This is a genomic window from Rhodococcus sp. ABRD24 (assembly GCF_004328705.1).
Classification (GTDB): domain Bacteria; phylum Actinomycetota; class Actinomycetes; order Mycobacteriales; family Mycobacteriaceae; genus Prescottella.
In genome coordinates, this window is sequence record NZ_CP035319.1 from 4,279,043 (window position 1) to 4,302,761 (window position 23,719).

The 23,719-nt window shown below is 67.0% G+C and carries 19 protein-coding genes; 11 read left to right on the plus strand and 8 right to left on the minus strand.

Annotated elements, in window-relative coordinates:
• Nucleotides 1-7 precede the first annotated feature (7 nt).
• The gene (locus ERC79_RS19170; protein ID WP_131579981.1) at nt 8-1,318 is read right to left on the minus strand and encodes a D-arabinono-1,4-lactone oxidase; all 1,311 of its coding nucleotides are present in this window, start codon (nt 1,316-1,318) and stop codon (nt 8-10) included.
• A gap of 78 nt (nt 1,319-1,396) precedes the next feature.
• Here ERC79_RS19170 and ERC79_RS19175 point away from each other — a divergent pair, with 78 nt between their 5' ends.
• From ERC79_RS19175 to ERC79_RS19185, 3 genes are all read left to right on the plus strand, one after another.
• Nucleotides 1,397-2,068, plus strand: a complete 672-nt coding sequence (locus ERC79_RS19175) for a TetR family transcriptional regulator (protein WP_131579982.1) — start codon at nt 1,397-1,399, stop codon at nt 2,066-2,068.
• A 36-nt stretch (nt 2,069-2,104) separates the two neighbouring features.
• Entirely contained in the window at nt 2,105-3,283 is a 1,179-nt protein-coding gene (locus ERC79_RS19180) for an amino acid deaminase/aldolase (RefSeq protein WP_131579983.1), read from the plus strand.
• A 64-nt stretch (nt 3,284-3,347) separates the two neighbouring features.
• Nucleotides 3,348-3,974: an alpha/beta fold hydrolase gene (locus tag ERC79_RS19185; RefSeq protein WP_131579984.1), complete on the plus strand. Its 627-nt coding sequence runs from the start codon at nt 3,348-3,350 to the stop codon at nt 3,972-3,974.
• Nucleotides 3,975-4,055: 81 nt separating this feature from the next.
• On the opposite strand, the gene ERC79_RS19190 is transcribed toward ERC79_RS19185, so the two are convergent.
• The 5 genes from ERC79_RS19190 to ERC79_RS19210 form a co-directional block, all read right to left on the minus strand.
• Nucleotides 4,056-5,843: a long-chain fatty acid--CoA ligase gene (locus tag ERC79_RS19190; protein WP_131579985.1), complete on the minus strand. Its 1,788-nt coding sequence runs from the start codon at nt 5,841-5,843 to the stop codon at nt 4,056-4,058.
• Between the two features lie 162 nt (nt 5,844-6,005).
• Entirely contained in the window at nt 6,006-6,740 is a 735-nt protein-coding gene (locus ERC79_RS19195; RefSeq protein WP_242676642.1) for a heme peroxidase, read from the minus strand.
• 71 nt (nt 6,741-6,811) lie between these two features.
• Entirely contained in the window at nt 6,812-7,438 is a 627-nt protein-coding gene (locus ERC79_RS19200; RefSeq protein ID WP_131579986.1) for a phosphoribosyltransferase, read from the minus strand.
• A 231-nt stretch (nt 7,439-7,669) separates the two neighbouring features.
• Nucleotides 7,670-8,812, minus strand: coding sequence for an FAD-dependent monooxygenase (locus tag ERC79_RS19205; protein WP_165497173.1), 1,143 nt, complete (start codon nt 8,810-8,812; stop codon nt 7,670-7,672).
• A gap of 218 nt (nt 8,813-9,030) precedes the next feature.
• The gene (locus tag ERC79_RS19210; protein WP_131579988.1) at nt 9,031-10,314 is read right to left on the minus strand and encodes a TrpB-like pyridoxal phosphate-dependent enzyme; all 1,284 of its coding nucleotides are present in this window, start codon (nt 10,312-10,314) and stop codon (nt 9,031-9,033) included.
• Nucleotides 10,315-10,590: 276 nt separating this feature from the next.
• On the opposite strand from ERC79_RS19210, the gene ERC79_RS19215 reads away from it, so the two are divergent.
• Nucleotides 10,591-12,369 (plus strand): DEAD/DEAH box helicase, encoded by a 1,779-nt coding sequence (locus ERC79_RS19215; RefSeq protein WP_131579989.1) that lies wholly within the window; start codon nt 10,591-10,593, stop codon nt 12,367-12,369.
• A 96-nt stretch (nt 12,370-12,465) separates the two neighbouring features.
• On the opposite strand, the gene ERC79_RS19220 is transcribed toward ERC79_RS19215, so the two are convergent.
• Nucleotides 12,466-13,107 (minus strand): hypothetical protein, encoded by a 642-nt coding sequence (locus ERC79_RS19220; protein WP_131579990.1) that lies wholly within the window; start codon nt 13,105-13,107, stop codon nt 12,466-12,468.
• A gap of 88 nt (nt 13,108-13,195) precedes the next feature.
• Complete coding sequence (locus tag ERC79_RS19225; protein WP_131579991.1) at nt 13,196-13,972, minus strand: deoxyribonuclease IV; 777 nt, start codon at nt 13,970-13,972, stop codon at nt 13,196-13,198.
• 114 nt (nt 13,973-14,086) lie between these two features.
• Between ERC79_RS19225 and ERC79_RS19230 the strand changes: the two genes are divergently transcribed.
• The 7 genes from ERC79_RS19230 (at nt 14,087) to ERC79_RS19260 (ending at nt 23,715) form a co-directional block, all read left to right on the plus strand.
• Nucleotides 14,087-14,848, plus strand: coding sequence for an SDR family oxidoreductase (locus tag ERC79_RS19230; protein WP_131581342.1), 762 nt, complete (start codon nt 14,087-14,089; stop codon nt 14,846-14,848).
• Nucleotides 14,849-15,041: 193 nt separating this feature from the next.
• A complete protein-coding gene (locus tag ERC79_RS19235; RefSeq protein ID WP_131579992.1) occupies nt 15,042-17,393 on the plus strand; it encodes a sulfatase-like hydrolase/transferase in 2,352 nt (783 codons plus the stop codon).
• 100 nt (nt 17,394-17,493) lie between these two features.
• A complete protein-coding gene (locus tag ERC79_RS19240; protein WP_242676643.1) occupies nt 17,494-18,252 on the plus strand; it encodes an ABC transporter ATP-binding protein in 759 nt (252 codons plus the stop codon).
• Between the two features lie 3 nt (nt 18,253-18,255).
• Complete coding sequence (locus ERC79_RS19245) at nt 18,256-20,781, plus strand: FtsX-like permease family protein (RefSeq protein WP_131579993.1); 2,526 nt, start codon at nt 18,256-18,258, stop codon at nt 20,779-20,781.
• An 81-nt stretch (nt 20,782-20,862) separates the two neighbouring features.
• Nucleotides 20,863-21,306: a hypothetical protein gene (locus tag ERC79_RS19250; protein ID WP_131579994.1), complete on the plus strand. Its 444-nt coding sequence runs from the start codon at nt 20,863-20,865 to the stop codon at nt 21,304-21,306.
• 89 nt (nt 21,307-21,395) lie between these two features.
• Nucleotides 21,396-22,571 carry an acyl-CoA dehydrogenase family protein gene (locus tag ERC79_RS19255; protein WP_131579995.1) on the plus strand — a complete coding sequence of 392 codons (1,176 nt, stop codon included), beginning with the start codon at nt 21,396-21,398 and terminating at the stop codon, nt 22,569-22,571.
• A gap of 10 nt (nt 22,572-22,581) precedes the next feature.
• Complete coding sequence (locus tag ERC79_RS19260) at nt 22,582-23,715, plus strand: acyl-CoA dehydrogenase family protein (RefSeq protein WP_131579996.1); 1,134 nt, start codon at nt 22,582-22,584, stop codon at nt 23,713-23,715.
• Nucleotides 23,716-23,719: the final 4 nt, after the last annotated feature.

Genomic DNA, 23,719 nt, shown 5'->3' on the forward strand with positions numbered 1-23,719 from the left:
GTTCGGGTCAGGCGAGAACCTGGCGCAGGTACTCGTTGTCGAAAGTCCGCGCAGGGTCGTACTTGTCGCGGACGGTGCAGAAGTCGTCGAAGCGGGAGTACGTGGGCTGCAGATCGGCGGCGGTACGGCCGTGCATCTTGCCCCAGTGGGGGCGACCGTCGACAGCGCGCGCGATCGCCTCGACCGCATCGAAGTACTCTCGGTGATCGCGCCGGTGGTACTGGTGAACTGCGATGTAGGCGCTGTCGCGGCCGTTCGCGGTCGACATCCACACGTCGTCGCCCGGCGCGAAGCGAACCTCGATGGGGAAGGCCACGCGGTAGTCGGAACGGTCCAGCCAGGTCGAGATCTCACGCAGCGTGTCGGTCACGGCCTCCTGCGGCACCGCGTACTCCATCTCTCGGAAGCGCACGCGGCGGGGGGAGGCGAATACGCGATAGCTGCGGTCGGTGAACTCGCGCGCCGACAACGCTCGGGACGAGATCTGATTGATCCGCGGGATTGTCGCCGGGAACATGGTCGCGAACTGGTTGACGCCCTCGAACAGCGTGTTGGAGAGCAGTTCGTCGTCGATGTAGCCGCTGATGCGCCCCACCGGCTTCAGCGGTGTGTCGCCAGGTAGCCGGGTGTTGCGCTTGGTCAGTACCCGGTCCGTGTGCGGGAACCAGTAGAACTCGAAGTGGTCGACGGTCTCGAGATCGTGGGCGAGGCCCTCGAGGGTTTCGTCGAGCCGCCCCGGACCCTCGACGGCCCGGAGCGTGAATGCCGACGTCACAGCCAGATGGAGCTTGGTGATGATGCCGATTGCACCGAAGCTGACGCGTGCCGCCTGGTACAGCTCGGGATTCTCGGTCTCCGAGCAGTCGACGACCGATCCGTCGGCGAGGACGATCTGTAGTCCGCGGATCAGTGTCGCGAGCCCTCCGAAGCGCGCGCCGGTGCCGTGGGTCCCGGTGGAGAGCGCGCCCGCGATCGACTGTGCGTCGATGTCGCCCAGGTTGATCATCGCGAGTCCGCGAGCCCACAGCTGCTCGTTGAGGCTGCGCAGGCGGGTCCCCGCCTGGACTGTCGCAATAGGGCCGTCCGGTGTCTGCCGGACTGCTTCGATTCCGCTGAGCTGGTCGAGGCTCACCAGGATGCCGTCGGTCACGGCGACACCGGTGAACGAATGTCCGGCGCCGACCGCTTTGACGCGTAATCCCCGCTGCGCCGCATCCGCGACCAGTGCGCTCAGTTCGGCGACCGAACTCGGTGTGTCGAAACGGTCTGGTGTCGAAGAGTGGGTCCGTGCCCAGTTGCTCCACGTGTCCATTGCCATAGTCGGCAACTATTCACCTGGACGGTCGTCCAGGCAAATGAGACGCACATTTCCGCTCGCGGGTTTTACGATCAGGGGATGTTGAATCGGCTTCCAGCGGAAGAGCGCCGCGCCCAACTCGTCGAAGCAGCGCTGTCCATCGCTGAGCATGGCGGGATAGGCGCGGTCACGATCCGTGCCGTCGCGGAAGAGGCGGGCGTCTCGCTCGGTGTGGTGCACTACTGCTTCGAGAGCAAGGAAACCCTGGTCGCAGCCATGGCTGAGAGCATGGTGCTGCAGTTGAGCGCCGGAGTGCGCGATTCGTTCGCCTCGGTCTGGGACTCTCAGGAACTCAGCGGACTACGGGACCTGCGCGAGGTGCTGCACACTGGCCTGAGCGCAATGTGGCCACTGCTCGAAGCCACCGCCGATCGCCAACTGCTCACGTACGAGATCACCGCCTACGCACTGCGCCACCGGGCCGCGGGCGCGCCGCTCGCGGGGAGTATCGCGGAGGATCAGTACCGGACCATGGACCTCGAGGCGGTGGTGTTCCTGGAGGAGAGTGCGCGCAGGACCGGTACCAAGTGGACCGAGCCGGTGCAATCGGTCGCGCGGTTCGCCCTCGCCGTCATCGACGGCATCGTTCTTCGCTGGCTGATCGACCACGACAGCAATGCGATCGTCACCGAACTCGACGACTTGGTGCGCATCGTCGCAAGCAAGGCGGTCGAGGTGGGACCCGATCTGGACAATCGTTCAGCAGAATGATCGACTGGTCCGAACGCTCACGACGAACGGACTGATGTGACTGCCACACTCGACCGAATTGCCGCTGCCACGGCTCATCTCGATCCGCCGCTGGCGGCCGTTGATCTGCAGACGGTGCAGGCGAATGCCGTTGATCTGGTGCGGCGCGCGGGCGGCACCCCGGTGCGGGTGGCGAGTAAGTCGGTGCGATGTCGCGCGGTACTCGAGGTGGCTCTGGGTTCGGGACTCACGGCTTCCGGCGGTTTCCGTGGGATCATGTCGTACTCGCTGCGTGAGGCGATCTGGCTGGCTCGGCTCGGTGCCGAGGATGTGCTGATGGGTTACCCGACCGTGGATCGGGCAGCGCTCGCGGAACTGGCCACCGACGACTCGCTGGTCGAGCGCATCACCCTGATGGTCGACGACGTCGCACAGCTGGACCTGATCCGTGCCGCGGTGGGGACCGACCGGGTGCGGCCTCGGGTGTGTCTCGACGTGGACGCGTCGCTACGCCTTGGGCCTGCCCACCTCGGCGTGCGGCGCTCACCGTTGCGTGAGCCTGCCGATGTGGCGCGGCTGGCCCGACTCGCCGCCGATCGCGGCTTCGCCGTTGTCGGCGTGATGTTCTATGAGGCGCAAATCGCCGGGCTGCCCGACACGAGTCTGCCGGTGCGGCTGGTCAAGAAGGCTTCCGCCGCCGAACTGGTGACCCGCCGCAGTGCGGTGGTCGGAGCCGTCACTGCAGAGATCGGTGAGCTCGAGATCGTCAATAGCGGCGGCACGGGGTCGTTGGAGGTCAGCTCGGCCGATTCGGTCGTCACCGAGGTGACCGCGGGATCGGGTTTGTACGTGCCGACATTGTTCGACCGCTATCACTCGTTCACGCCGCGGCCGGCGTTGTTCTTCGCGCTGCCGGCGGTGCGCAAACCGACCGCGAAGATCACCACGCTGTTCGGCGGCGGCTACATCGCGTCGGGTCCGGCCGGGAAGTCACGCGTGCCCACACCGGTGTGGCCGCGTGGGCTGAAACTGTTGCGCAATGAGGGCGCTGGCGAGGTACAGACTCCGGTGGCAGGCTCAGAGGCCGCTGGGCTGTCGGTGGGGGACCGGGTGTGGTTCCGTCACGCCAAGGCCGGGGAGCTGTGCGAGCGTTTTACCGAGCTGCAAATGGTGGACGCCGACGGTAACGCAATCTCGATCCCGACATACCGCGGCGAAGGGCAGTGTTTCGGCTGACGGGTAACAGCCACGGACCCGGCTCGCGCGGCTTGCGCAGTACAGGCAGTACAGAATGATCGCCATGCCGTTCTTCAGTGGGGCCACCGGACAGGTCCACTACCGTCGCTGGCCCGTCGACCGCCCGCGTGCCGGTGTCGTGTTCCTGCACGGGATGGGGCAGCACAGCGGGCACTACCACCGGTTCGCAGCTGGGCTCGCCGCGCGCGGTATCGAGATGTGGGGTATCGACCAGGCGGGGCACGGATTGTCGGAAGGTACGCCGGGAGCTCCCGGCGCGCTGTCGGATCTCGCGGACGACGCCGCGGGGCTTACGACACTGGCCGGCGGCGACCGGCCCGGTTTGCCTCTGGTCCTGATGGGGCATTCGCTGGGTGCGGCCGTATCGATCGCCCTGTTGAGGCGCAGTCTCGACCCGTTCTTTGCGACCGTTCTCTGTGGAACCCCGAAATCGGTTGTGCAGGGTGGCGGTACTTCGGATTTCGCCCGGCCCGGCTTCCCCGGGCTAGCGATCCACGGTGTCGACGACAGGCTCGCGCCGATCGACGCGGTGCGGATGTGGACGACCGGGTTAGCCGGGGTGACCTTGCGGGAGTACGCCGACACCGGCCACGACCTGCTGCACGAGAAGATTCACCGGACGGTCACGAACGATGTCGCCGACTTCGTGCTCGACGCTACCGTCGGCTGACGGACTCCACCTCGTGACGGGTGCTTCCGCCGCGGGCCCGGTGCGATATCTCACCGGGCCCGCGGTCGTGACGCGCTGTGGCTAGGAGTAGATCGCCGCGATCGCGACCGCGTGCTCCTGGTGGATGACGTTGCGCTTGAGCTTGAGGGTGGGCGTCAGCTCGCCGGAGTCGACGGTGAAGTCGACCTCGAGGATGCGGTACTTCTTGATCTGCTCAGGGTGCGAAACCTTCTTGTTTCCCTCGGACACTGCTGCATCGATCTCCGCGACCAGGTCGGCGTGTTTGATCAACTCCGAGATCGGGGTGTCCGCCGGCACGCCGTTGCGTTCCTTCCAGCCCGGCAGAGCCTCCGGATCGAGCGTGATCAGTGCGCCGATGAACGGTTTCGCATCACCGACGACCAGGCACTGGCTGATGAGTGAGTGTGCGCGGAGGGCATCCTCGAGCACCGCCGGAGCGACGTTCTTGCCACCGGAGGTGACGATGATCTCCTTCTTGCGGCCGGTGATCGAGACGAAGCCCTCGGCGTCGATCGAGCCGAGGTCGCCGGTGTGGAACCAGCCGTCGCGGATGGCGTCAGCGGTCGCTTCGTCGTTGTGCCAGTAGCCGCCGAACACCACGGGGCCGCGAACCAGCAGTTCGCCATCCTCGGCAATCTTCACTGCGTGACCGTTGATCGGCTTGCCGACCGACCCGATCTTCTGGTCCTGCGTCGTGTTGACGGTGACGGCGGCGCTGGTCTCGGTGAGCCCGTAGCCCTCGTAAACCGGGATGCCGACGCCGCGGAAGAAGTGGCCCAGGCGGGCGCCGAGCGCCGCACCGCCGGACACTGCCCGGTCGCACTCGCCGCCGAGCGCCGTCCGCAGCTTCGAGTACACGAGCTTGTCGAACAGTGCATGGCGCAGTCGCAGGCCCAGCCCGGCGCCGCCGGCGTCCTGAGCCTCGGACCAGGCGATCGCGGTGTCGGCGGCCTTGGCGAAAATCTTGCCCTTCCCGCCGTCCTCGGCCTTCTGCTTGGCCGAGTTGTAGACCTTTTCGAACACTCGCGGCACCGAGAGGATGAAGTTCGGTTTGAAGACGGCGAACTGGTCGAGCAGTGTCGTCAGGTCCGCGGTATGCGCGACGGTGACCTTGGCGTCGAACGCGCCGAAGGAGATCGCACGGGCGAACACGTGCGCCAGCGGGAGGAACATCAGCGTGCGCTTGCCCTCCTGCAGGGCGTCCTTCAATGCGATCCGCACGGCCGCGGACTCGGCGTAGAAGTTGGCGTGTGTCAGCTGGACGCCCTTGGGTCGGCCGGTGGTACCCGAGGTGTAGATGAGGGTGGCCGGCGACGAGGAGCGGACCTGGTGGCGGCGCTCGTGCAGTTCGTCGTCGGTGATTGCGCTGCCGCGGGTGACGAGTTCGTCGATGGCACCGGCCTCGATCTGCAGGACCTCACGCAGGGCGGGAGCCGCCTCGGCAACGTCCTTGACAGTTTCGGCGTGGGCTGAGGTCTCCACGACGAGCAGCGTGGTCGAGGAGTCCTCGAGGATCCACTTGGCCTGGTCCGCGGAGGACGTCTCGTAGATTGCGACGGTGCAGCCGCCCACAGTCCAGATCGCGTAGTCGAGGACCACCCACTCGTAGCGGGTCGCGGACAGGATCGCGACGCGGTCGCCGAGAGCGATGCCGGACGCCATCAGCCCCTTCGCGACTGCCTTGACCTGCTTCGCGAACTCGGCCGCCGTGACGTCGACCCAGCCGCCGCGCCCCGGGCGCTTGAAGGGCACGAGGTTCGGGCATTCGGCCTCGTAGCGGAAGACGGTATCGGCCATCGACGCGTCCTCGGGAATGGAGAACGACTGTGGAACAGCAAAATCACGCACTTTGACCCCTCCGAGAAATGACATGATGGATGTGCATTGGATCACACTTGGGGCGTCGGTGCATCTGTATTGGTGTCCCTTTTGCGTGTTTTCACCCTCCAATCTGCGGAAATAGATGTAACCGTGAGTAGTGCTAAATTTCTGCAGGTCGGGGTAGGAACTTCACGAGGCGGTGTGGATCGGCTCGTCATGGGTGTACCGCCACCGTCGTACGGCCTGCCCGAGGACCTCGGGCGCGACGCCGAGCCGGTCCGCGGCCGCAGCGAGGATCTCGGCCGACGGAATCCGGCCGTCAGGCAGAACGGACCGGACGAAGTCGTCCGCGGCGTTCACTGCGGTGTTCGGTGCGGGCACCCCGGCGAGCACCATCAGGTGCTGCCACGTCGTTCCGCCCGTCTCGCCGCAGGATTCTCGCCATGCCTGGCGCAGGTCGTCGCGGGTGGCCCGGTTGCGGGTGGCCCCGACGAGGTCGCCGACGGTATCGATGTGCAGGGCGTGCAGGCGCTCAGCGGTTCGCTGGATCTCGGCCGCGCGCAACGGCGCGGCGTTCGCGCAGTAGCGGCGCTTGTAGTGGCCGATCTTCCCGGCCCATTGATCGGAGCTGCCGACCTCTTCGAAGGTGTGCAGGAGTTCGCGGGTGCCGTCGGTGATCGGGCCGGCGCCGCGTGCGTGGCGGTAGGCACGGTAGCGATCCACCACTGCGTCGGCATCGGCGCTGTGAGTCCCGGCCGCCTGGACCGATTCGATGATGCACAGTGCCAGGCTGTGGCGGTAGTCGTCCGGCGAGACCCATCGTGCGGGGTCGCCGAGCCGGTCGCGGCAGGCCGCGAGGACCAGTTGTAGCTGGTCCTCGGGGACCGATGGTTCTCCGGGGGTACTGCCTTGCGAGTCGCTCACGGATCCTCCCAAGCTGGTGCTCCGACTTGTCTATCGGTGGCGTGGCCCCGAATGTTGCACCCGCGTGCGTCTCACTGTGCGAGGAGCTCGGTGACCTCGCGGTCGTCGAGTTGGTGGAAGTCGAGGTACGCGCCACCGACCCCGCCGAGGCTTGCGGGGGTGTACGGGCACACCACCTCGTCGGCGGTGACCCGCAGCCGCGCGACAGCCTCGGGGGACGCGACGGGGACTGCGACCACTATCCGTGCGGCGCCGTCCGCACGGGCTACCTGGCAGGCCACCGCGGCGGTCGCGCCGGTTGCCATTCCGTCGTCCACGAGAATCACGGTCCGACCCGTGAGGGGCGTCCGCGGTCGTCCGCCGCGCAGTGCACTCGCGCGCCGAGCCAGCTCCTGCCGTTCCCGCGCGCGGACCGAGTCGAGCGCCTGCCGGGAAACCCTGCCCTGCCGGACGAGGTCCTCGTTGATGACCTCCGCGTCACCCTCGCCGATCGCACCCATCGCGAGCTCTGGCTGCCATGGCACCCCGAGCTTGCGCACCAGGATCACGTCGAGCGGCGCGTCGAGTGCCCGCGCGATCTCGTACGCGACCGGTACTCCGCCGCGGGGTAGTCCTAGTATCACCGGATCGGTCCCGCGAAGATGGACGAGCGACTTGGCCAGTGCGCGACCGGCTTTGGCGCGAGTTGCGTACTGCATTCGCGTGCTCCAACGGGAGTGTTTCGGTCTCGGTTCCCTCGGTTCCGACGATACGCCCCCAGGCCGCCAAGGGTGTTTCCGCTGGTGACGCTTCGGGGCCGGGGAAGTGTCAATTCACCGGATCCCTCTCGGTGGTAGTGCGAAACCTGCACTGCGACAATGTAGTTGGGTTCCTTCTGGGGCGGGAGTGTTGCAGTATCGTCGGCCGGGCCGTGGCGATCCGTTGCAGGACTACTTCGGCGGCCGCCACGACTGCAGGGCCAGGGCTTGTCGGTCCACCAGCGAGTCCGGTACGGCGCGCATGAGTAGGTCGCGCAGCGGTGTCAGCCAGGGCATTCGTGGATGTGCCAGTGCGCCGATCCTCCGGGCCCGCGAGGCCACGGTTGCCGTGCGGGGGCGGCGGAGGCTGTCGTAGCGTTCGAGTGCGTCGGTCAGATCCGAGACGTCGACCGCTCGAGCGAGCAGCGTGGCCAGGGTGGCCGCGTCCTCGAAGGCTTGGTTCGCTCCTTGACCCAGGTCGGGGGTCATGGCGTGTGCGGCATCGCCGAGGAGGGCCACGCGGCCCCTTGCGAAGGTCGGCGCTGTCTGACGCAAGGCATGGATGGGCAGCCAGAAGATCGCCTGTGGCGACGTGGCGCGCAGTATCCGTCCAATCGGGTCGTGCCACTTCTCCAGGAGGGTCAGGGTCTTCTGGAGTTGCAGGTCGCTCACCGGCGCGGGTTGCATGGTCGCGACGGCAAACCAGTAGACCCGCCCGTCTCGCAATGGCGCGTATCCGAAGCGGAGCCCATTTCCCCAGGTCTCGCCACCAGCACCCCCGATATCGACCGGCCGGCGAGAGATGCCGCGCCAAGCGCTGTATCCGACGTATTCGGTCCCAGGGTCGTGTGGCCATGAACCACGAATCCGGCTGCCGATGCCGTCCGCCGCTACCACGAGATCGGCGTCGACCGACTCACCGCAGGTACTTCGCACAACGACGTGGGTGTCGTCCTCGACGAGCTCTCTCACATCGAATGACCAGCGAATGGCGCCGTTGGGCAGGCAGTTACGGAGCGCGTCGAGCAGCTCGGCGCGATGCACTATGCGCATGCGTTCGGCGACGGCGGGGCCCGTGCGGCTCAACCAAGTACCGTCGGGTCGGCGAATCCCCGCTTGCCCTGGAGGGGGATGGGATGCGCAGATGGTTCTCACCGCGTCTCCGGCGCCGATGGCGTCGAGCGCGGTGAAGCCGTTGCCGAACAGTGAGATGCCGGCGCCTTCGGCTGCTGGCTCTGCCCGGCGCTCGAGCACCTCGACCTCGATACCGGCGCTGCGGAGCCCGATGGCCGCGGCCAGGCCCGCGATACCGCCCCCGACCACAACCGCTTTCATTGCCGACCGTCCGCGGGTCCATTGATGTCCGTCCCGCAGAGCAGCTGTTCCGCATTCCGATCGTTTCTCCGCATGGAGAAGACGGTAGCAAATGTGTTTCCGCCCGCGGGTTGACTGCGTCGCGGGCATGGCGGCGGCACCTCGGAATTACGTCGTTCGGGTCTGCATGAGGGATCGGGGCGCGGGGAATCTTCCGACGCGCCCCGATCCGTTCGGAACTAGACGGTCGAGACCAGGTTGCCGTCGATATGGGCCTGGTACGCGGGCAGATCCAGCATGCCGTGGCCGGACAGTCCGATCACCAGCACCTCGGGTTCGGTGAGTCCGCGCGCGTAGTCGGCGGCCGCGGCGATCGCGTGGGCCGACTCCGGTGCCGGGACGATGCCCTGCGTCCGTGCGAACAGCACACCTGCGTCGAACGAATCGGTCTGGTCGACGGCCTGGCCGGTGACGTAACCGAGTTCGACGGTGTGACTGAGCAGCGGCGCCATTCCGTGGTAGCGCAGCCCACCGGCGTGGATCGGGTCCGGGACGAAGTCCTGTCCGAGCGTGTGCATCTTGAGTAGGGGCGTCAGGCCGGCGACGTCGCCGTGGTCGTAGCGGTACTCGCCCTTGGTGATCGACGGGCACGCGGCCGGCTCGGCGGCGACGATTCGGGTCTGTGCCTTGCCGTGCAGGACCTCCCGGATGAACGGGAACGCCAGACCGGCGAGGTTGGAACCGCCACCGGCGCAACCGAACACGACGTCGGCGTTGGTCTCACCCGCGGCCCGTAGCTGCTCGACGGCCTCGAGGCCGATCACGGTCTGGTGGAGCACCACGTGGTTGAGGACACTGCCGAGGGCGTAGCGCGCGTCAGGGTCGTTCGCGGCCACCTCGACGGCCTCGGTGACGGCCATGCCGAGCGAGCCAGGGGTATCGGGGAAGTCGGCGAGCATCTTGCGTCCCGACTCGGTCAGGTCGGACGGGCTGGGGTGCACGATGCCGCCGTAGGTCTCCATCAGGTGCCGACGGTAGGGCTTGGACTCGTACGACGCGCGAACCTGCCACACCTCGAGCTCGATCCCGAACTTGGCGCATGCGAACGACAGTGCGCTGCCCCACTGGCCGGCACCGGTCTCGGTGGTGATCTTCTTGACGCCGTCCTGGGCGTTGTAATACGCCTGCGCGACCGCCGTGTTGGTCTTGTGGCTGCCGACCGGACTGACGCCCTCGTACTTGACGTAGATGCGCGCGGGAGTGCCGAGTGCCTTCTCGAACTCGTACGCGCGGATCAGGGGTGCCGGCCGCCAAGTCTGGTAAGCCTCACGGATCGGTTCGGGGATCTCGATGTACTGCTCGGTGGTGGCTTCCTGCTCGATCAGCGCGCTGGGGAACAGTGCGGCAAGATCGTCGGGAGTGATCGGCTCCCGGGTGCCCGGGTGCAGGTGAGGCGGCGGGGCAACCGGCAGGTCCGCGACGATGTTGTACCAATGAGTGGGGATGGGTGTCGTATCGGACACTGCGGTTCCTTTCAGGGGCGACGGGCGGTCGTCCACATTGTGATCGCGGTCATCTGGCACGCACAGTCCGGGGTCGTATCGGTTCCCCGGTCGCCCCGCCGGAGCCGTGAACGCGAGTTCGCTGCACCGGTCACGACTCGGAGGCGGACACCGAACTCCCCGTCGAGAGTCACCGAATCTTCAGGGGTCGCTGGGTTCCCGTTCCGGGGTTGAGGGCGGGGCAGCGCGGGAGGCCCAGATGAGCGGAGTGCGCGCATCGACTAAACTCCAGGTCAAATGAGTGACACCGAGCGCGACCCGCAGTCCGACAGCAATCCCATCACCTTCGCCGACCTCGAGATCGATGCTCGGGTCCTGAAGGCACTCTCCGACGTCGGCTACGAGTCGCCTTCGCCGATCCAGGCCGCGACAATTCCGACGCTACTCGAGGGCAAGGACGTCGTCGGCCTGGCGCAGACCGGTACCGGCAAGACGGCCGCCTTCGCGATCCCGATCCTGTCCCGTCTGGATGTGACGCGGAAGGTGCCGCAGGCGCTCGTCCTGGCGCCTACCCGCGAGCTCGCACTGCAGGTCGCAGAGGCTTTCGGGAAGTACTCGGCGCACATTCCCGGTCTGCACGTACTGCCGATCTACGGCGGTCAGGCGTACGGCGTGCAGCTGTCCGGGCTGCGGCGCGGCGCACAGATCATCGTCGGGACCCCGGGTCGCGTCATCGACCACCTGGAGAAGGGCACCCTCGACCTGTCCAACCTCGAGTACCTGGTGCTCGACGAGGCCGACGAGATGCTCAAGATGGGCTTCCAGGACGATGTCGAGCGGATCCTCGCCGACACCCCGGAGTACAAGCAGGTGGCGCTGTTCTCGGCGACGATGCCGCCAGCTATCCGCAAGATTTCCAAGCAGTACCTGCACGATCCGGTCGAGATCACGGTCAAGTCGAAGACCGCGACGGCCTCGAACATCACCCAGCGCTGGGTGCAGGTGGCACACCAGCGCAAGCTCGACGCCCTCACTCGAATCCTCGAGGTGGAGTCGTTCGAGGCGATGATCATCTTCGTCCGGACCAAGCAGGCCACCGAGGACCTCGCCGAGCGGCTGCGCGCTCGCGGGTTCTCGGCCGCCGCGATCAACGGCGACATTGTCCAGGCGCAGCGCGAGCGCACGATCGGGCAGCTCAAGTCCGGCGCCCTCGATATTCTCGTCGCCACCGACGTCGCGGCCCGTGGTCTGGACGTGGACCGCATCTCGCACGTGGTGAACTACGACATCCCGCACGACAGCGAGTCCTACGTGCACCGCATCGGCCGAACCGGTCGCGCCGGACGCACCGGCGATGCGCTGCTGTTCGTGGCTCCGCGCGAGCGGCACCTGCTCAAGTCGATCGAGCGGACCGCCCGTCAGCCGCTGACGGAGATGCAGCTGCCGACCGTCGAGGACGTCAATGCGCAGCGGGTCTCGAAATTCGGCGACTCCATCACCGCGAGCCTGAACTCGGACAGCCTGGGGCTGTTCCGCAAGCTGATCGAGGACTACGAGCGCGAGCACGACGTGCCGCTCGCCGATATCGCCGCGGCCCTGGCGGTCCAGTCCCGCGACGGCGAGGCGTTCCTGATGGAGCCCGAGCCGCCGGCCCCGCCGCGCGCACCTCGCGAACCGCGGGAACGGCCTGCCCGGCGTTTCGACGACGGCCCGCCGCGTCAGAATCGGGAGGGCCAGGAGCTGGCCACCTACCGCATCGCGGTCGGCAAACGGCACAAGGTGGTGCCCGGTGCAATCGTCGGCGCCATCGCCAACGAGGGTGGACTGCGTCGCAGCGACTTCGGGCACATCAGCATCCGCCCTGATCACAGCCTCGTGGAGCTGCCCGCGGATCTCGCCAGCGAGACGGTCGAGGCGCTGCGTGCGACGCGGATCTCGGGCGTGCTGATCCAGCTGCAGCTCGATCAGGGGACGCCGTCCGGGGGCCGCCCGCGTGGTGGCCGCGACGACCGGGCCGGCGGGAAGTTCGGCCGCGACAAGAGCGAGAGTGTCGGTAAGCGCCGCCCCCGAGACTGATCTCCCGTCGGACTCTCGGTGCTGGATTCTCGGACGCCGCCGATGTCGCATGACATCGGCGGCGTCCGTGTACTTCGGCCGGTCAGGCGATGCTCATCAGCGCGCGACGTCGACGACCACGCGAGTCGGATTGTCGAGCGTGTAGACGCGGTACTGGGCGTCCGCGCGGGAGAGCCCGACGAAGGTCTGCGTGACCCCCTCGAAGACGCCGGCATCGGCTACCTGCAGTACCACGCCCCCGGGGGCGGCCGCTAGCGGATTCTGGCCGCGGTACGGCTCGACGCCGCTCTCGAACGGGTATGCCGAACCGTCGATGAGGACCTCGAGGATGGCCTCGCCGTCGACCTCGATCGGTTTGCCGCTGCCCTGCTGGGCGGCGGTGGTCACGATCCGGGTCCGCCAGCCGGGGGTTCCGGACCCACCGAGTTCGTAGACCACGCGGTCGAATCCGTCGTGGCTGCCGATGCGGATGTCGGTGACGGTGAGGGCCGACTCCGGGGAGGCGCTCGCGGTTTGGGCGGCCTCGCCAGTCGGCACAGCGGTCATGGTGCCTTCGGTGGCGTGGAACGGTGCGGCCGCGGCCTTCGATCCGGCGTTCGATCCCGCGTCCGACGACGGCGTGATCGACGTGGTCGACGCGGTCGGTTCGGACTCCGCGTCCGAGCAACCGGCGAGTGCGAGCGCGGCGGCTGCGACGGAGAAGAGGGCAACGGTGCGGCGGTGCCGGAAGTGCGTCATGACACGGATGGTAAAGCCATCGGGGGTACGCGGTCGGCTCCGACGCGGCGTCGTGGCCGATTCGGTATGTGACGTTTGGAACGCCCGGTCAGCCACTCGCCAGCGCGTCGCGCAGATATGCCAGATCCGCCGCAATGCCGTCGGCCGGGGTTTCGAGGATCACTGGTGCATTCGCCGCGGAGGCCACTGCCGTGAGCAAGGACGGATCGATGAGCCCGGCCGCCAGGTTCGCGTGCCGGTCCCGCGCCGAGTCGAACTCGTCACGCGAATTGTTGAGATGCACCAGGTCGATGCGCCCAGTGATCGACTTGATGCGTTCGACGATGCCGGGCAGCTCCTCGCCACCTGCCCATGCGTGGCACGTGTCGAGGCAGAAGCCTGCACCGAATTCGCCGATCGCGTCCCAGAGACGTCCGATCGCGTCGAGGTGCCGGGCCATTGCGAAGTCTCCGCCCGCGGTGTTCTCGACCAGGATCGGCACCGGAAATCCGCCCTGGTCCTGTTGTCGTTCGAAGAGCTTGCGCCAGTTGGCAACTCCGGCCGCCGGATCCTCGCCGTCCCGAACGTGGCCGCCGTGCACGACGAGGCCGATGGCGTCGATTTCGGCGGCCGCGGCAGCTTGCTCGGCAACGGCCTTGCGGGAGGGCATGCGCAGCCGGTTGTTGAGGCTCGCAACGTTGATGACGTAGGACGAGTGCACCACGACGTCGATCGGGCTCTCGAGGATCCGGTCGGTCTGTGGATGTGGTTCGGGTTTCGCCCATTTCTGTGGGTCGGTCAGAAAAAGCTGGACGATGTCTGCGCCGAGACGTTCGCCGGCCCCGATGGGGTCGGCGTCCTGACGGACGTGGGCTCCGATCCGCATGACCACGAGCGTAGTCGCGTCATGTCCCGGTGATCGGGAAACACGCCACGGTGAACGGGACCGCCTGATTATGTGGTGATGAGCACACCGACAGATGCGGGGGTTGGAGCAATCATGGGCAAGTTGGAGGGAAAGGTCGCGCTCATCACGGGCGCGGGCCAGGGCGTAGGCCAGGGCATTGCATTCGCGCTCGCCAAGGAGGGCGCGCGCATCGCGGTGTCCGGGCGGACCGAATCGAAGCTCATCGGAACGTGCGAGTCGATCGCGGCGTTCGGTGGAATCGCCGAACCGGTGGTCGCGGATGTCGCGATCGCTGAGGACATCACCCGCGCGGTCGAGTCGACCGTCGACCTGTTCGGCGGCGTGGACATCCTGGTCAACAATGCGAGCATGAACCCGCTCGGGCCGATCAACGACTTGAAGCCGGACGTACTCGAGCGTGGCTACATTGCCGGTCCGGTCGCGGCCTTGCGCACGATGCAGGCGTGCTATCCACATATGAAGGCTCGCGGCGGCGGTGCGATCATCAACCTGGTGTCGTCGGTCGCGGTGCGCTGGGATGCGAGCACATATGGCGGGTACGCGTCGGTGAAGGAAGCGGTGCGTGCGCTCACTCGCGCGGCCGCCTGCGAGTGGGGTGTCGACAACATTCGGGTCAATGCCGTTGCACCGCATGCAATGTCTCCCGGCCTTCGGCGCTGGGCCGACGCGCGCCCCGAGGAGGCCGCAGCCTTCGTTGCGAGCATCCCGCTGCGCCGGGTCGGCGACTGCGAGACCGACATCGGCAATGCGGTCGCGTTTCTCGTCGGGCCCGACGCCGCCTACCTGACCGGTGCGACGATTCCGCTCGACGGCGGGCAGGCTCGCTGGTCGTGACCGGCAGTTCGGCCCAGCCTCTGTCGCCGGACCCGTTCCGGGCATACTCGGCTGTGCGGACGTTGTGGACTTTCCGGATGCCACAAGAGGTTTCGGTGACGGCGGAGAACCGGTACCGCTGCCGCGATCCGGCCCCAGGTCCTCCCTGATGCGTATGATGATGAGTACTTCAATGCATCGGGAGGACCCGGCCATGGCTGCGGAGTTCACGGGCAAGGTTTCGGTTGACATTCGGGATTCGACGCCGGATTGGGCGCCGTTCGCGGAACCCCGCGCCCCGGAGGGTGCGCCCAATGTGCTCTATCTGGTGTGGGACGACACCGGCATCGGCACATGGGACCTGCACGGCGGCTTGGTGGAGATGCCCAACCTGAAACGGATCGCCGATCGTGGCTTGCTGCTCAGTCAGTTCCATACGACGGCACTGTGTTCGCCGACGCGCGCATCCCTGCTCACCGGCCGCAATGCCACCTCTGTCGGAATGGCGACGATCGTCGAGTTCACCGACGGATTCGCCAATTCCAGTGGTCGCATCCCGGCGGACACCGCGCTGATGTCGGAGGTGCTGAGCGAGCGGGGGTGGAACACCTACGCGGTGGGCAAGTGGCACCTGACGCCACTCGAGGAGGCAAATCTTGCTGCTTCCAAGAGGAACTGGCCGCTGGCTCGTGGATTCGAGAGGTTCTACGGCTTCCTGGGCGGGGAGGCCGACCAGTGGTATCCCAACCTCGTGTACGACAATCACCCCATCGAACCGCCGTACGCACCCGAGGACGGCTATCACCTGTCGAAAGACTTGGCGGACAAGTCGATCGAGTTCATTCGCGATTCCGCGGTGATTGCTCCGGAGAAGCCCTGGTTCCTGTACATGTGCCCCGGGTGCGGTCACGCCCCGCACCATGTCGCGAAAGAATGGGCCGATCGGTACAAAGGCCGCTTCGACATGGGGTACGAGAAGTACCGCGAGATCGTCCTGGAGAACCAGAAGCGCCTCGGGCTCATACCCGAGAACACCGAACTGTCCCCGATGAATCCGTATGCCGACGAGGTCAGTGCCGAGGGACTTCCGTGGCCGGCACTGGACACCGTTCGTCCATGGGATTCCCTCGAAGAGGACGAGAGACGGCTCTTCTGCCGGATGGCAGAGGTCTTCGCTGGCTTCCAGAGCTACACGGACGCACAGATCGGCAGGCTGCTGGACTATCTCGAAGAATCCGGTCAGCTCGACAACACGATCATCGTGATGCTCTCGGACAACGGGGCCAGCGGCGAGGGCGGCCCCAACGGGTCGGTCAACGAGTACAAGTTCTTCAACGGCTACCCCGACAGGATCGAGGACGGACTCGGGAAGATCGACGTGCTCGGCAGTCCGGAAACGTACAACCACTACTGCCTGGGTTGGGCGATGGCCTTCAACACCCCGTACAAGCTCTTCAAGCGGTACGCGTCCCATGAGGGCGGGATCGCGGACCCGTGCCTGATCTCGTGGCCGGACGGCATCGCCGCCCGTGGGGAGATTCGTGATCACTACATCAACGTCTGCGACATCACCCCGACTGTTTACGAGTGTCTGGGCATCGACCCGCCGGTGACGGTGCGGGGCGTACCGCAGCGTCCGCTGGAGGGCGTCAGTTTCCGGGCGGTCCTCGACGAGCCGGACGCCGCGACCGGCAAGACGACGCAGTTCTATTCGATGCTCGGCACACGCGGAATATGGCACGACGGTTGGTTCGCGAACACCGTGCATCCGGCGGCGCCGGCCAACTGGGCCCACTTCGACCAGGATCGGTGGGAGCTCTTCCACATCGCGCGCGATCGCAGCCAGGTACACGACCTTGCGTCGGAGCAGCCCGACAAGCTAGAGGAGATGCGCAAGCTCTGGTTCGCCGAGGCGGAGAAATACAGCGGGCTGCCGCTCAACGATCTGGACATACTCTCGGCGGTCCTTCGCTACCGGCCGTATCTCACGGGCACGCGGGACTCGTTCGTCTACTACCCGGACGCGGCGGAGGTCGGTCCCGGTGCGGCGCTCGAGGTGCGGGGTCGGTCGTTCTCGCTACTGGCGCAGGTGACCGTGGGTTCCGAGGATGTCGAGGGAGTGCTGTTCGCACACGGCGGCCGTCTCGGTGGGCACACGTTGTTCGTTCAGGACGGACATCTCAAGTACGTCTACAACTTCCTCGGTGAGCAGGAGCAGGTCGTCGTGTCCACCGAGCGAGTGGCGCCGGGCAACCACGTGCTGGGAGTGAGGTTCGTCCGGACCGGCGCAGGAGAGGACGAGTTCACTCCGGTGGGCAACACGACGCTGTACATCGACGACCGCGAGGTAGGCACCCTCCCGGGTATGCGGATCCAGCCGGCGATGTTCTCGGGAGTCGGCGAGGGCATCAGGGTGGGCCGCGACCCTGGCCAGTCCGTGTCCACGCTGTACCGGGCACCCTTCCGATTCAGCGGAGGCACGATCGCCGAGGTGGTCGCAGATGTTTCCGGGGAGCCGTACGTGGATATCGAGCGTGAGATCGCCCGCGCGTTCTCCCGCGATTGACCACTGCGACGCAGGCAGGCGCCACAAGAAGTAGGTAGGGGTACAAGATCAGGGAAGACCCCGATGGTTTCTGTCGTGGCAACCGGCGAGGATAGTCGTCATGCCAACCGAAACCGAGATGCCCACCGAAACCACAGTCGCCGCGCGTGCGGTCAACCTGTCGAAGGTCTACGGATCGGGGGACACCCAGGTCCACGCGCTCGCGGGCGTGTCCGCAGAGTTTGCGCGGGGGGAGTTCACCGCGATCATGGGACCGTCCGGCTCCGGCAAGTCGACGCTCATGCACTGCCTGGCCGGTCTCGACGCGCCGTCGTCGGGTTCGGTGCTGATCGGTGCCACGGACCTGACCACGCTGTCGGACAAGCAGATGACGAAGCTGCGCCGCGACCGGATCGGTTTCGTGTTCCAGGCGTTCAACCTGGTGCCGACGCTGACCGCGCTGGAGAACATCACCCTGCCGCTGGACATTGCGGGTCGCCGCGCCGATCAGCAGTGGCTCGATATCGTGATCGATCGCCTCGGTCTGCGGGACAGGCTGGACCACCGGCCCAGCGAGTTGTCTGGAGGTCAGCAGCAGCGCGTCGCGTGTGCGCGGGCCCTCGCCGGGCAGCCGGAGATCATCTTCGGCGACGAGCCGACCGGCAATCTCGACTCGCGGTCCTCGGGCGAGGTGCTCTCGATTCTGCGGGCCGCGGTCGACGAGTTCGGCCAAACCGTCGTGATCGTCACACACGATCCGCGCGCGGCGAGCTTCGCCGATCGAGTGGTGTTCCTCGCCGACGGTCGCATCGTCGACGAGCTGCGTGAGCCCACCGCCGAGTCCGTCCTGGACCGGATGAAGAACCTCGAGACGGTCTGACCCATGGCCGTCACCAATTCTCCGATGCGCAAGGTGTCCTTGCGTAACCTCGCCGCCCACAAGGTGCGGCTCGTACTGACCGTGTTGTCGGTGGTCCTCGGCACGGCGTTCGTCGCCGGTTCCTTCGTGTTCACCGATACATTGCAGAAGACGTTCGACGGCATCGTCGACGGCTCCGCGAAGGGTGTCGACGTCCGGGTCAGCAGCGTCGACGCTGGTTCGAGTGGCGTGCCGCTCACCGATGTCGCCACGATCGAATCGTTGCCGGGTGTCCGCGCCGTCGCCCCGGCGGTGGGCGGTCAGATCGTCGTGCTCAATTCGGCGGGCAAGCCGCTGCAGAACGGCGGGGCCCCCAGCATCGGTACGTCCTACCTGCCGCCGGACCAGGCGCTCGGCGAGCCGACGAAGTTCGTGTCCGGCACGCCACCGGAGCAGACCGGCCAGATCGCCCTCAATCAGGGTGCCGCGACGCGGGCCGGCCTCGACGTCGGGTCGAGCACCCGGGTGCTGACGATGCGCGGCTGGAATGACGTCACCGTCTCCGGCATCTATACCCCCGAGACCGACACCGGCGGCTACGTCGGTGCGCTGTTCACCGACGCGCAGGCGCGGGAGTTGTTCACCGACGGCAGTCACGTCGGCTACATCGACGTCGCCGGCACCGGGGTGTCGCAGGACGAGCTGAGCGATCGGATTGCCGCCGCCCTGCCCGACACCAAGGTCCAGACCGGTGCCGAGGTGCGGGAGGAGACCAAGGACCAGGTCGGCGAGGCGCTGAGCTTCATCAACTACTTCCTGTTGGCTTTCGGAGCGATCGCGCTGTTGGTCGGCACGTTCATCATCTACAACACGTTCTCGATGATCGTGGCGCAGCGGCTCCGCGAACTTGCGCTGTTGCGGGCGATCGGTGCGAGCCGCAAGCAGGTGGGCCGCTCGGTGGTGTTCGAGGCGTTGATCGTCGGCATCGTGGGCAGCGGGCTCGGTATCGCCGCAGGCATCGGCCTGGCTTACGGGTTGCGTGCACTGCTCAACGCGTTCGATCTCGGGTTGCCCGAGGGGTCGCTGCAGGTCGCGCCACGCACGATCATCGTCGCACTGGTGCTCGGTGTGATCGTCACGGTCGTCAGCGCCTACGCCCCGGCACGGCGCGCGGCGAAGGTGCCGCCCGTCGCCGCGATGCGCGAGGAGTTCGCGTCCACGGGCGACACCTTGCGGGTGCGCACACTGATCGGTGCGATCGCCGGCGTGGTCGGCGTCATCGCGCTGGTCGCCGGATCCCGGTCCACCGGCGGCGGTGCCGCTTCCGTCGTCGGCCTCGGCGCACTGGCGCTGGTGCTCGCGGTGCTGCTTGCGGCGCCCGCCCTGTCCCGCCCGATCGTCGGTGCGCTCGGCGCGGTGTTCGCGAAGCCGTTCGGTCCGGTTGGACGGCTGGCCCGCACCAATGCGGTGCGCAATCCGCGGCGGACCGCCGCGACCGCGTTCGCGTTGACGCTCGGGCTGATGCTGGTCTCGGTGATCGGGGTGTTCGGCGCTTCGGCGAAGGCCAGCGTCAACGCTCTGGTCGACAAGGGCGTCGAGGCCGACTACGTGCTGACCGGTCCCAACGGGATCGGTGTGCCCGCCGGCGCGGCCGCCGCGGCCGCCAAGGTGTCCGGGGTCGCGGAGGCGATCTCGCTGCACGGCGTCATGGTGAAGATCGACGATGAGGATGTGCTCGGTGCATCGCTGAGCGGATCACCCGACGGCGTGCTCCGCTACACCATGAAGGAAGGCGCTCCGGATCTGGCCGGTACCGGCATGTTGGTCGGCGCGAGCGAGGCGTCCGAGCGTGGGTGGAAACTCGGCAGCCCGGTGACACTGACCAACGGGGACGGTAGGCAGGTCACCACGACGGTGACCGGCATCTACGAGGACAACCAGCTGCTCGGTTCGTGGGTCGTGTCCGACGAGGTGTACCAGGAGATCACCCCGGCGAGTATGCGATCCGAGTGGGCGGTGTTGATCAAAGCCGCACCGGGTACCGACTTGACGGCGATGGCCGATAACCTCGTCGCGGCCACCGACCCGTACGTCGTGGTCCAGGTGCAGGATCGCGAACAGTTCAAGGGCACACAGGGCGAGCAGATCAACACCCTGCTCGCGGTTCTCTACGGGCTGTTGGCACTCGCGGTCGTCATCGCAATCCTCGGCATCGTCAACACGCTCGCACTGTCGGTGGTGGAACGCCGCCGTGAGATCGGCATGCTCCGAGCGGTGGGGATGCAGCGGGCTCAGGTCCGTCGCACCATCTACCTCGAGTCGGTGCTGATCGCGGTATTCGGTGCGCTGGTCGGAGTCGTTCTCGGTGTCGTGTTCGGTTGGGGCTTCGTCCGCACACTCGCGGACCAGGGCCTCGATCAGATCTCGGTGCCGTGGGGTCAGGTGGCGGCGATGCTGATCGGTTCGGGTGTGGTGGGCGTTCTCGCTGCGCTGTGGCCGGCGAGCCGCGCATCGCGCACCAAGCCGCTCGAGGCCATCGCCGACGCATAGCGGGGGAACTCCGGCGCGTAGTCGAGAGCGCAGACGAGACGGTGCCTTCGCGGTCGTCGGCCGCGAAGGTACCGTTTTCGTGTGAGTAACCTGCGAGAGATCGGCGATCGGGATTCCTGGCGCTGCTGGTTGTGTGACGAGCCCGTGGATCCCGACATGTCGGTCAACGATCCGCGCGGCCCCAGTGTGGACGCTCTGAGCACCGCCAAGAAGAGCAAGGGCAGGGCGGTGCAGGAGCGTCTCGCGCACCGCGGCTGCAACACGAAGAAGGGCGCGATCAAACCGGTGGTCCCGTGGCCCGACGAATTGTTCGTCGTAGACCCGGCGCCCATCGTCGGCGTGGTCGAGCAGTTGAGTCGCAAGGGTGGTCGTGTTGCGGTGGCCCGATGCCCCGGAAGGCGGGACGCGGAGGCCGCCGGCGAGTGGCTGCTGGATCGGCTCTCGCGGTTGGCACCCGAGCTCACCCTGGACACGCGTATCGACTCCGGCGGCGGTGGATTCCTGCTGGTGCTCGAGACGCGGTAGTCACCAGGGCAAAGCCGCCGCTGCCCGCCCGTGAGGGGAGTACCGTTCGCATCGGGACCCCGCAATCGTGCGTGTGGAGGGAATCGTCGATGAATCTGGCATTGACCGCGCAAGAGCGTGTGTTCCGGGACGAGATGCGGACGTACTTCCGCACCGAGATCCCGGCCGAGATCCGCGAGCGGGTGGCGTCCGGTCAAGCGATCGAGCGCGATGACGTCGTCAGGACGCAACGCATCCTGAATGCCGCGGGTCTCGCCGTCCCGAACTGGCCGGTCGAGTGGGGCGGCCGGGACTGGACAGCGGTACAGCGGCACATCTGGCTCGACGAGATGCAGTTGGCGGCGGTCCCGGAACCACTTCCGTTCAACGCCGGAATGGTCGGTCCGGTGATCGCGGCGTTCGGGTCCGACGAGCAGAAGCGACGCTTTCTGCCGCCTACCGCCAACCTCGACATCTGGTGGTGCCAAGGCTTTTCCGAGCCCGGTGCAGGTTCCGATCTGGCGTCGCTGCAGACTCGGGCTGTCCGCGACGGTGACAGCTACGTGGTCAACGGGCAGAAGACCTGGACCACGCTGGCCCAGCATGCCGACTGGATCTTCTGCCTCGTCCGAACCGACCCGAATGCGCCGAGGCGTCAGGCCGGCATCTCGTTCCTGCTCATCGACCTGACGTCACCGGGTGTGACGGTCCGGCCGATCCAGCTGATCGACGGTAGCTACGAGGTCAACGAGGTGTTCTTCGACGATGTACGGGTGCCGGCGGAGAACCTCGTCGGGGAGGAGAATGCCGGCTGGAGCTACGCCAAATTCCTGCTCGGCAACGAGCGCACCGGTGTCACCGGTGTCGGACGTACCAAGGTCAAGCTGGCGCGCGCGAAGGAACACGCGGCGCGTACCCCGCTCGGTGCTGGTTCGCTGCTCGACGATCCGCTGTTCGCGGCGCGGGTCGCCGAACTCGAGAATGAACTGCTGGCGCTGGAGCTGACGCAACTGCGCGTCGTCGCGAGTTCCGCTCACGGCAAACCGGATCCGGCATCGTCGCTACTGAAGCTGCGCGGCTCCGAGTTGCAGCAGGCCGCGACCGAACTGCTGGTCGACGTCGCGGGGCCCGACTCATTGCCGTTCGATGCGGGAGGGGACATCGAGAGCCCGGTGTGGGCGCAGCGCGCGGCACCGACCTACCTGAATTACCGAAAGGTGTCCATCTACAGCGGATCGAGCGAGGTGCAGCGCACCATCATCGCGTCCTCGATCCTCGGATTGTGAGGCGCGGGTCGTGGATTTCGATATCGACGAGGAACAGCAGCTGCTGCGCGACACCACTCGCGAGATCTTTTTGCGCAGTTACGATTCGGAGAGTCTGGCTGCGGTGAAGGCGACGAAGCGAGGCTGGAGTCCGGATGTCTGGCGGCGGCTTGCCGATACCGGACTGCTCGGCCTTCCGTTCGCGGACGAGGACGGCGGTATGGGGGCGGGTCCGGTGGAGATCGGGTTGGTGATGACCGAACTCGGACGCCGGCTGGCACCCGAACCGGTGCTCGACGCGGTATTGCTGCCCGGTTGGCTGATTGCGGATGTCGGCAGCGAGGCGCAGCGCCGGAAGATCCTGCCGGAGGTCTCCGGCGGCGCGGTGTTGCTGGCCTTCGCGCACGCCGAGTCGGGAACCCGGTGGCCGTCCGTCGAGGTTCTCGCCAGCGCTGTGCGCGAGGGTGATTCGTGGACCGTCACGGGAACCAAGAACCCCGTTCCGCACGGTGACTGTGCCGACGCTGTCGTGGTCTCTGCCGCGCTGCCGGACGGCGGGGTAGGGCTGTTCCTGATCGACACCGGTGCGGCCGGTGTCACCCGTCGGGCGTACGCGACGCACGACGGGCTCCGCGGTGCGCAGATCGAATTCCGCGAGGCGGTCGCCGAACCGCTGGGCGAGGGTGGTGATGCCGTCGTCGCGATCCGGGCAGCACAGGTCCGGGCTCAGGCCGCGCTGTGTGCCGAGGCCGTGGGGGCGATGGAAGAGACGCTGCGGTTGACCACGGAGTACCTCCGGACTCGCAAGCAGTTCGGTGTGCCGTTGGCGACGTTCCAGACGTTGACGCAGCGGGCTGCTGACATGTACGTCTCTCTCGAACTTGCCCGCAGCATGAGCCTGTACGCGACGATGTCGTTGGCGGATGAGGTGGTCGACCCGGTGGTCGCCTCGCGGGCGAAACTGCGGATCGGTCGGTCTGCGCGACACATCGGGCAGGAGGCGATCCAGATGCACGGCGGCATCGGCATGACCGCCGAATACGCGGTGGGGCACTACGTGTCGAGGCTCACGGCGATCGAGCACACGCTGGGCTCGTCCGACGATCACCTGCGGGTGCTCGTCGCGGATGTCGGGGGCCACGAGATGGTGACCGTCGCAGGGTAATGGG

Coding starts and splice junctions, on each gene's coding strand:
- ERC79_RS19170 (WP_131579981.1), bottom strand. CDS start 1,318: ATGGCAATGGACACGTGGAGCAACTGGGCACGGACCCACTCTTCGACA.
- ERC79_RS19175 (WP_131579982.1), top strand. CDS start 1,397: ATGTTGAATCGGCTTCCAGCGGAAGAGCGCCGCGCCCAACTCGTCGAA.
- ERC79_RS19185 (WP_131579984.1), top strand. CDS start 3,348: ATGCCGTTCTTCAGTGGGGCCACCGGACAGGTCCACTACCGTCGCTGG.
- ERC79_RS19200 (WP_131579986.1), bottom strand. CDS start 7,438: ATGCAGTACGCAACTCGCGCCAAAGCCGGTCGCGCACTGGCCAAGTCG.
- ERC79_RS19205 (WP_165497173.1), bottom strand. CDS start 8,812: ATGAAAGCGGTTGTGGTCGGGGGCGGTATCGCGGGCCTGGCCGCGGCC.
- ERC79_RS19215 (WP_131579989.1), top strand. CDS start 10,591: ATGAGTGACACCGAGCGCGACCCGCAGTCCGACAGCAATCCCATCACC.
- ERC79_RS19220 (WP_131579990.1), bottom strand. CDS start 13,107: ATGACGCACTTCCGGCACCGCCGCACCGTTGCCCTCTTCTCCGTCGCA.
- ERC79_RS19225 (WP_131579991.1), bottom strand. CDS start 13,972: ATGCGGATCGGAGCCCACGTCCGTCAGGACGCCGACCCCATCGGGGCC.
- ERC79_RS19230 (WP_131581342.1), top strand. CDS start 14,087: ATGGGCAAGTTGGAGGGAAAGGTCGCGCTCATCACGGGCGCGGGCCAG.
- ERC79_RS19235 (WP_131579992.1), top strand. CDS start 15,042: ATGGCTGCGGAGTTCACGGGCAAGGTTTCGGTTGACATTCGGGATTCG.
- ERC79_RS19240 (WP_242676643.1), top strand. CDS start 17,494: ATGCCAACCGAAACCGAGATGCCCACCGAAACCACAGTCGCCGCGCGT.
- ERC79_RS19245 (WP_131579993.1), top strand. CDS start 18,256: ATGGCCGTCACCAATTCTCCGATGCGCAAGGTGTCCTTGCGTAACCTC.
- ERC79_RS19255 (WP_131579995.1), top strand. CDS start 21,396: ATGAATCTGGCATTGACCGCGCAAGAGCGTGTGTTCCGGGACGAGATG.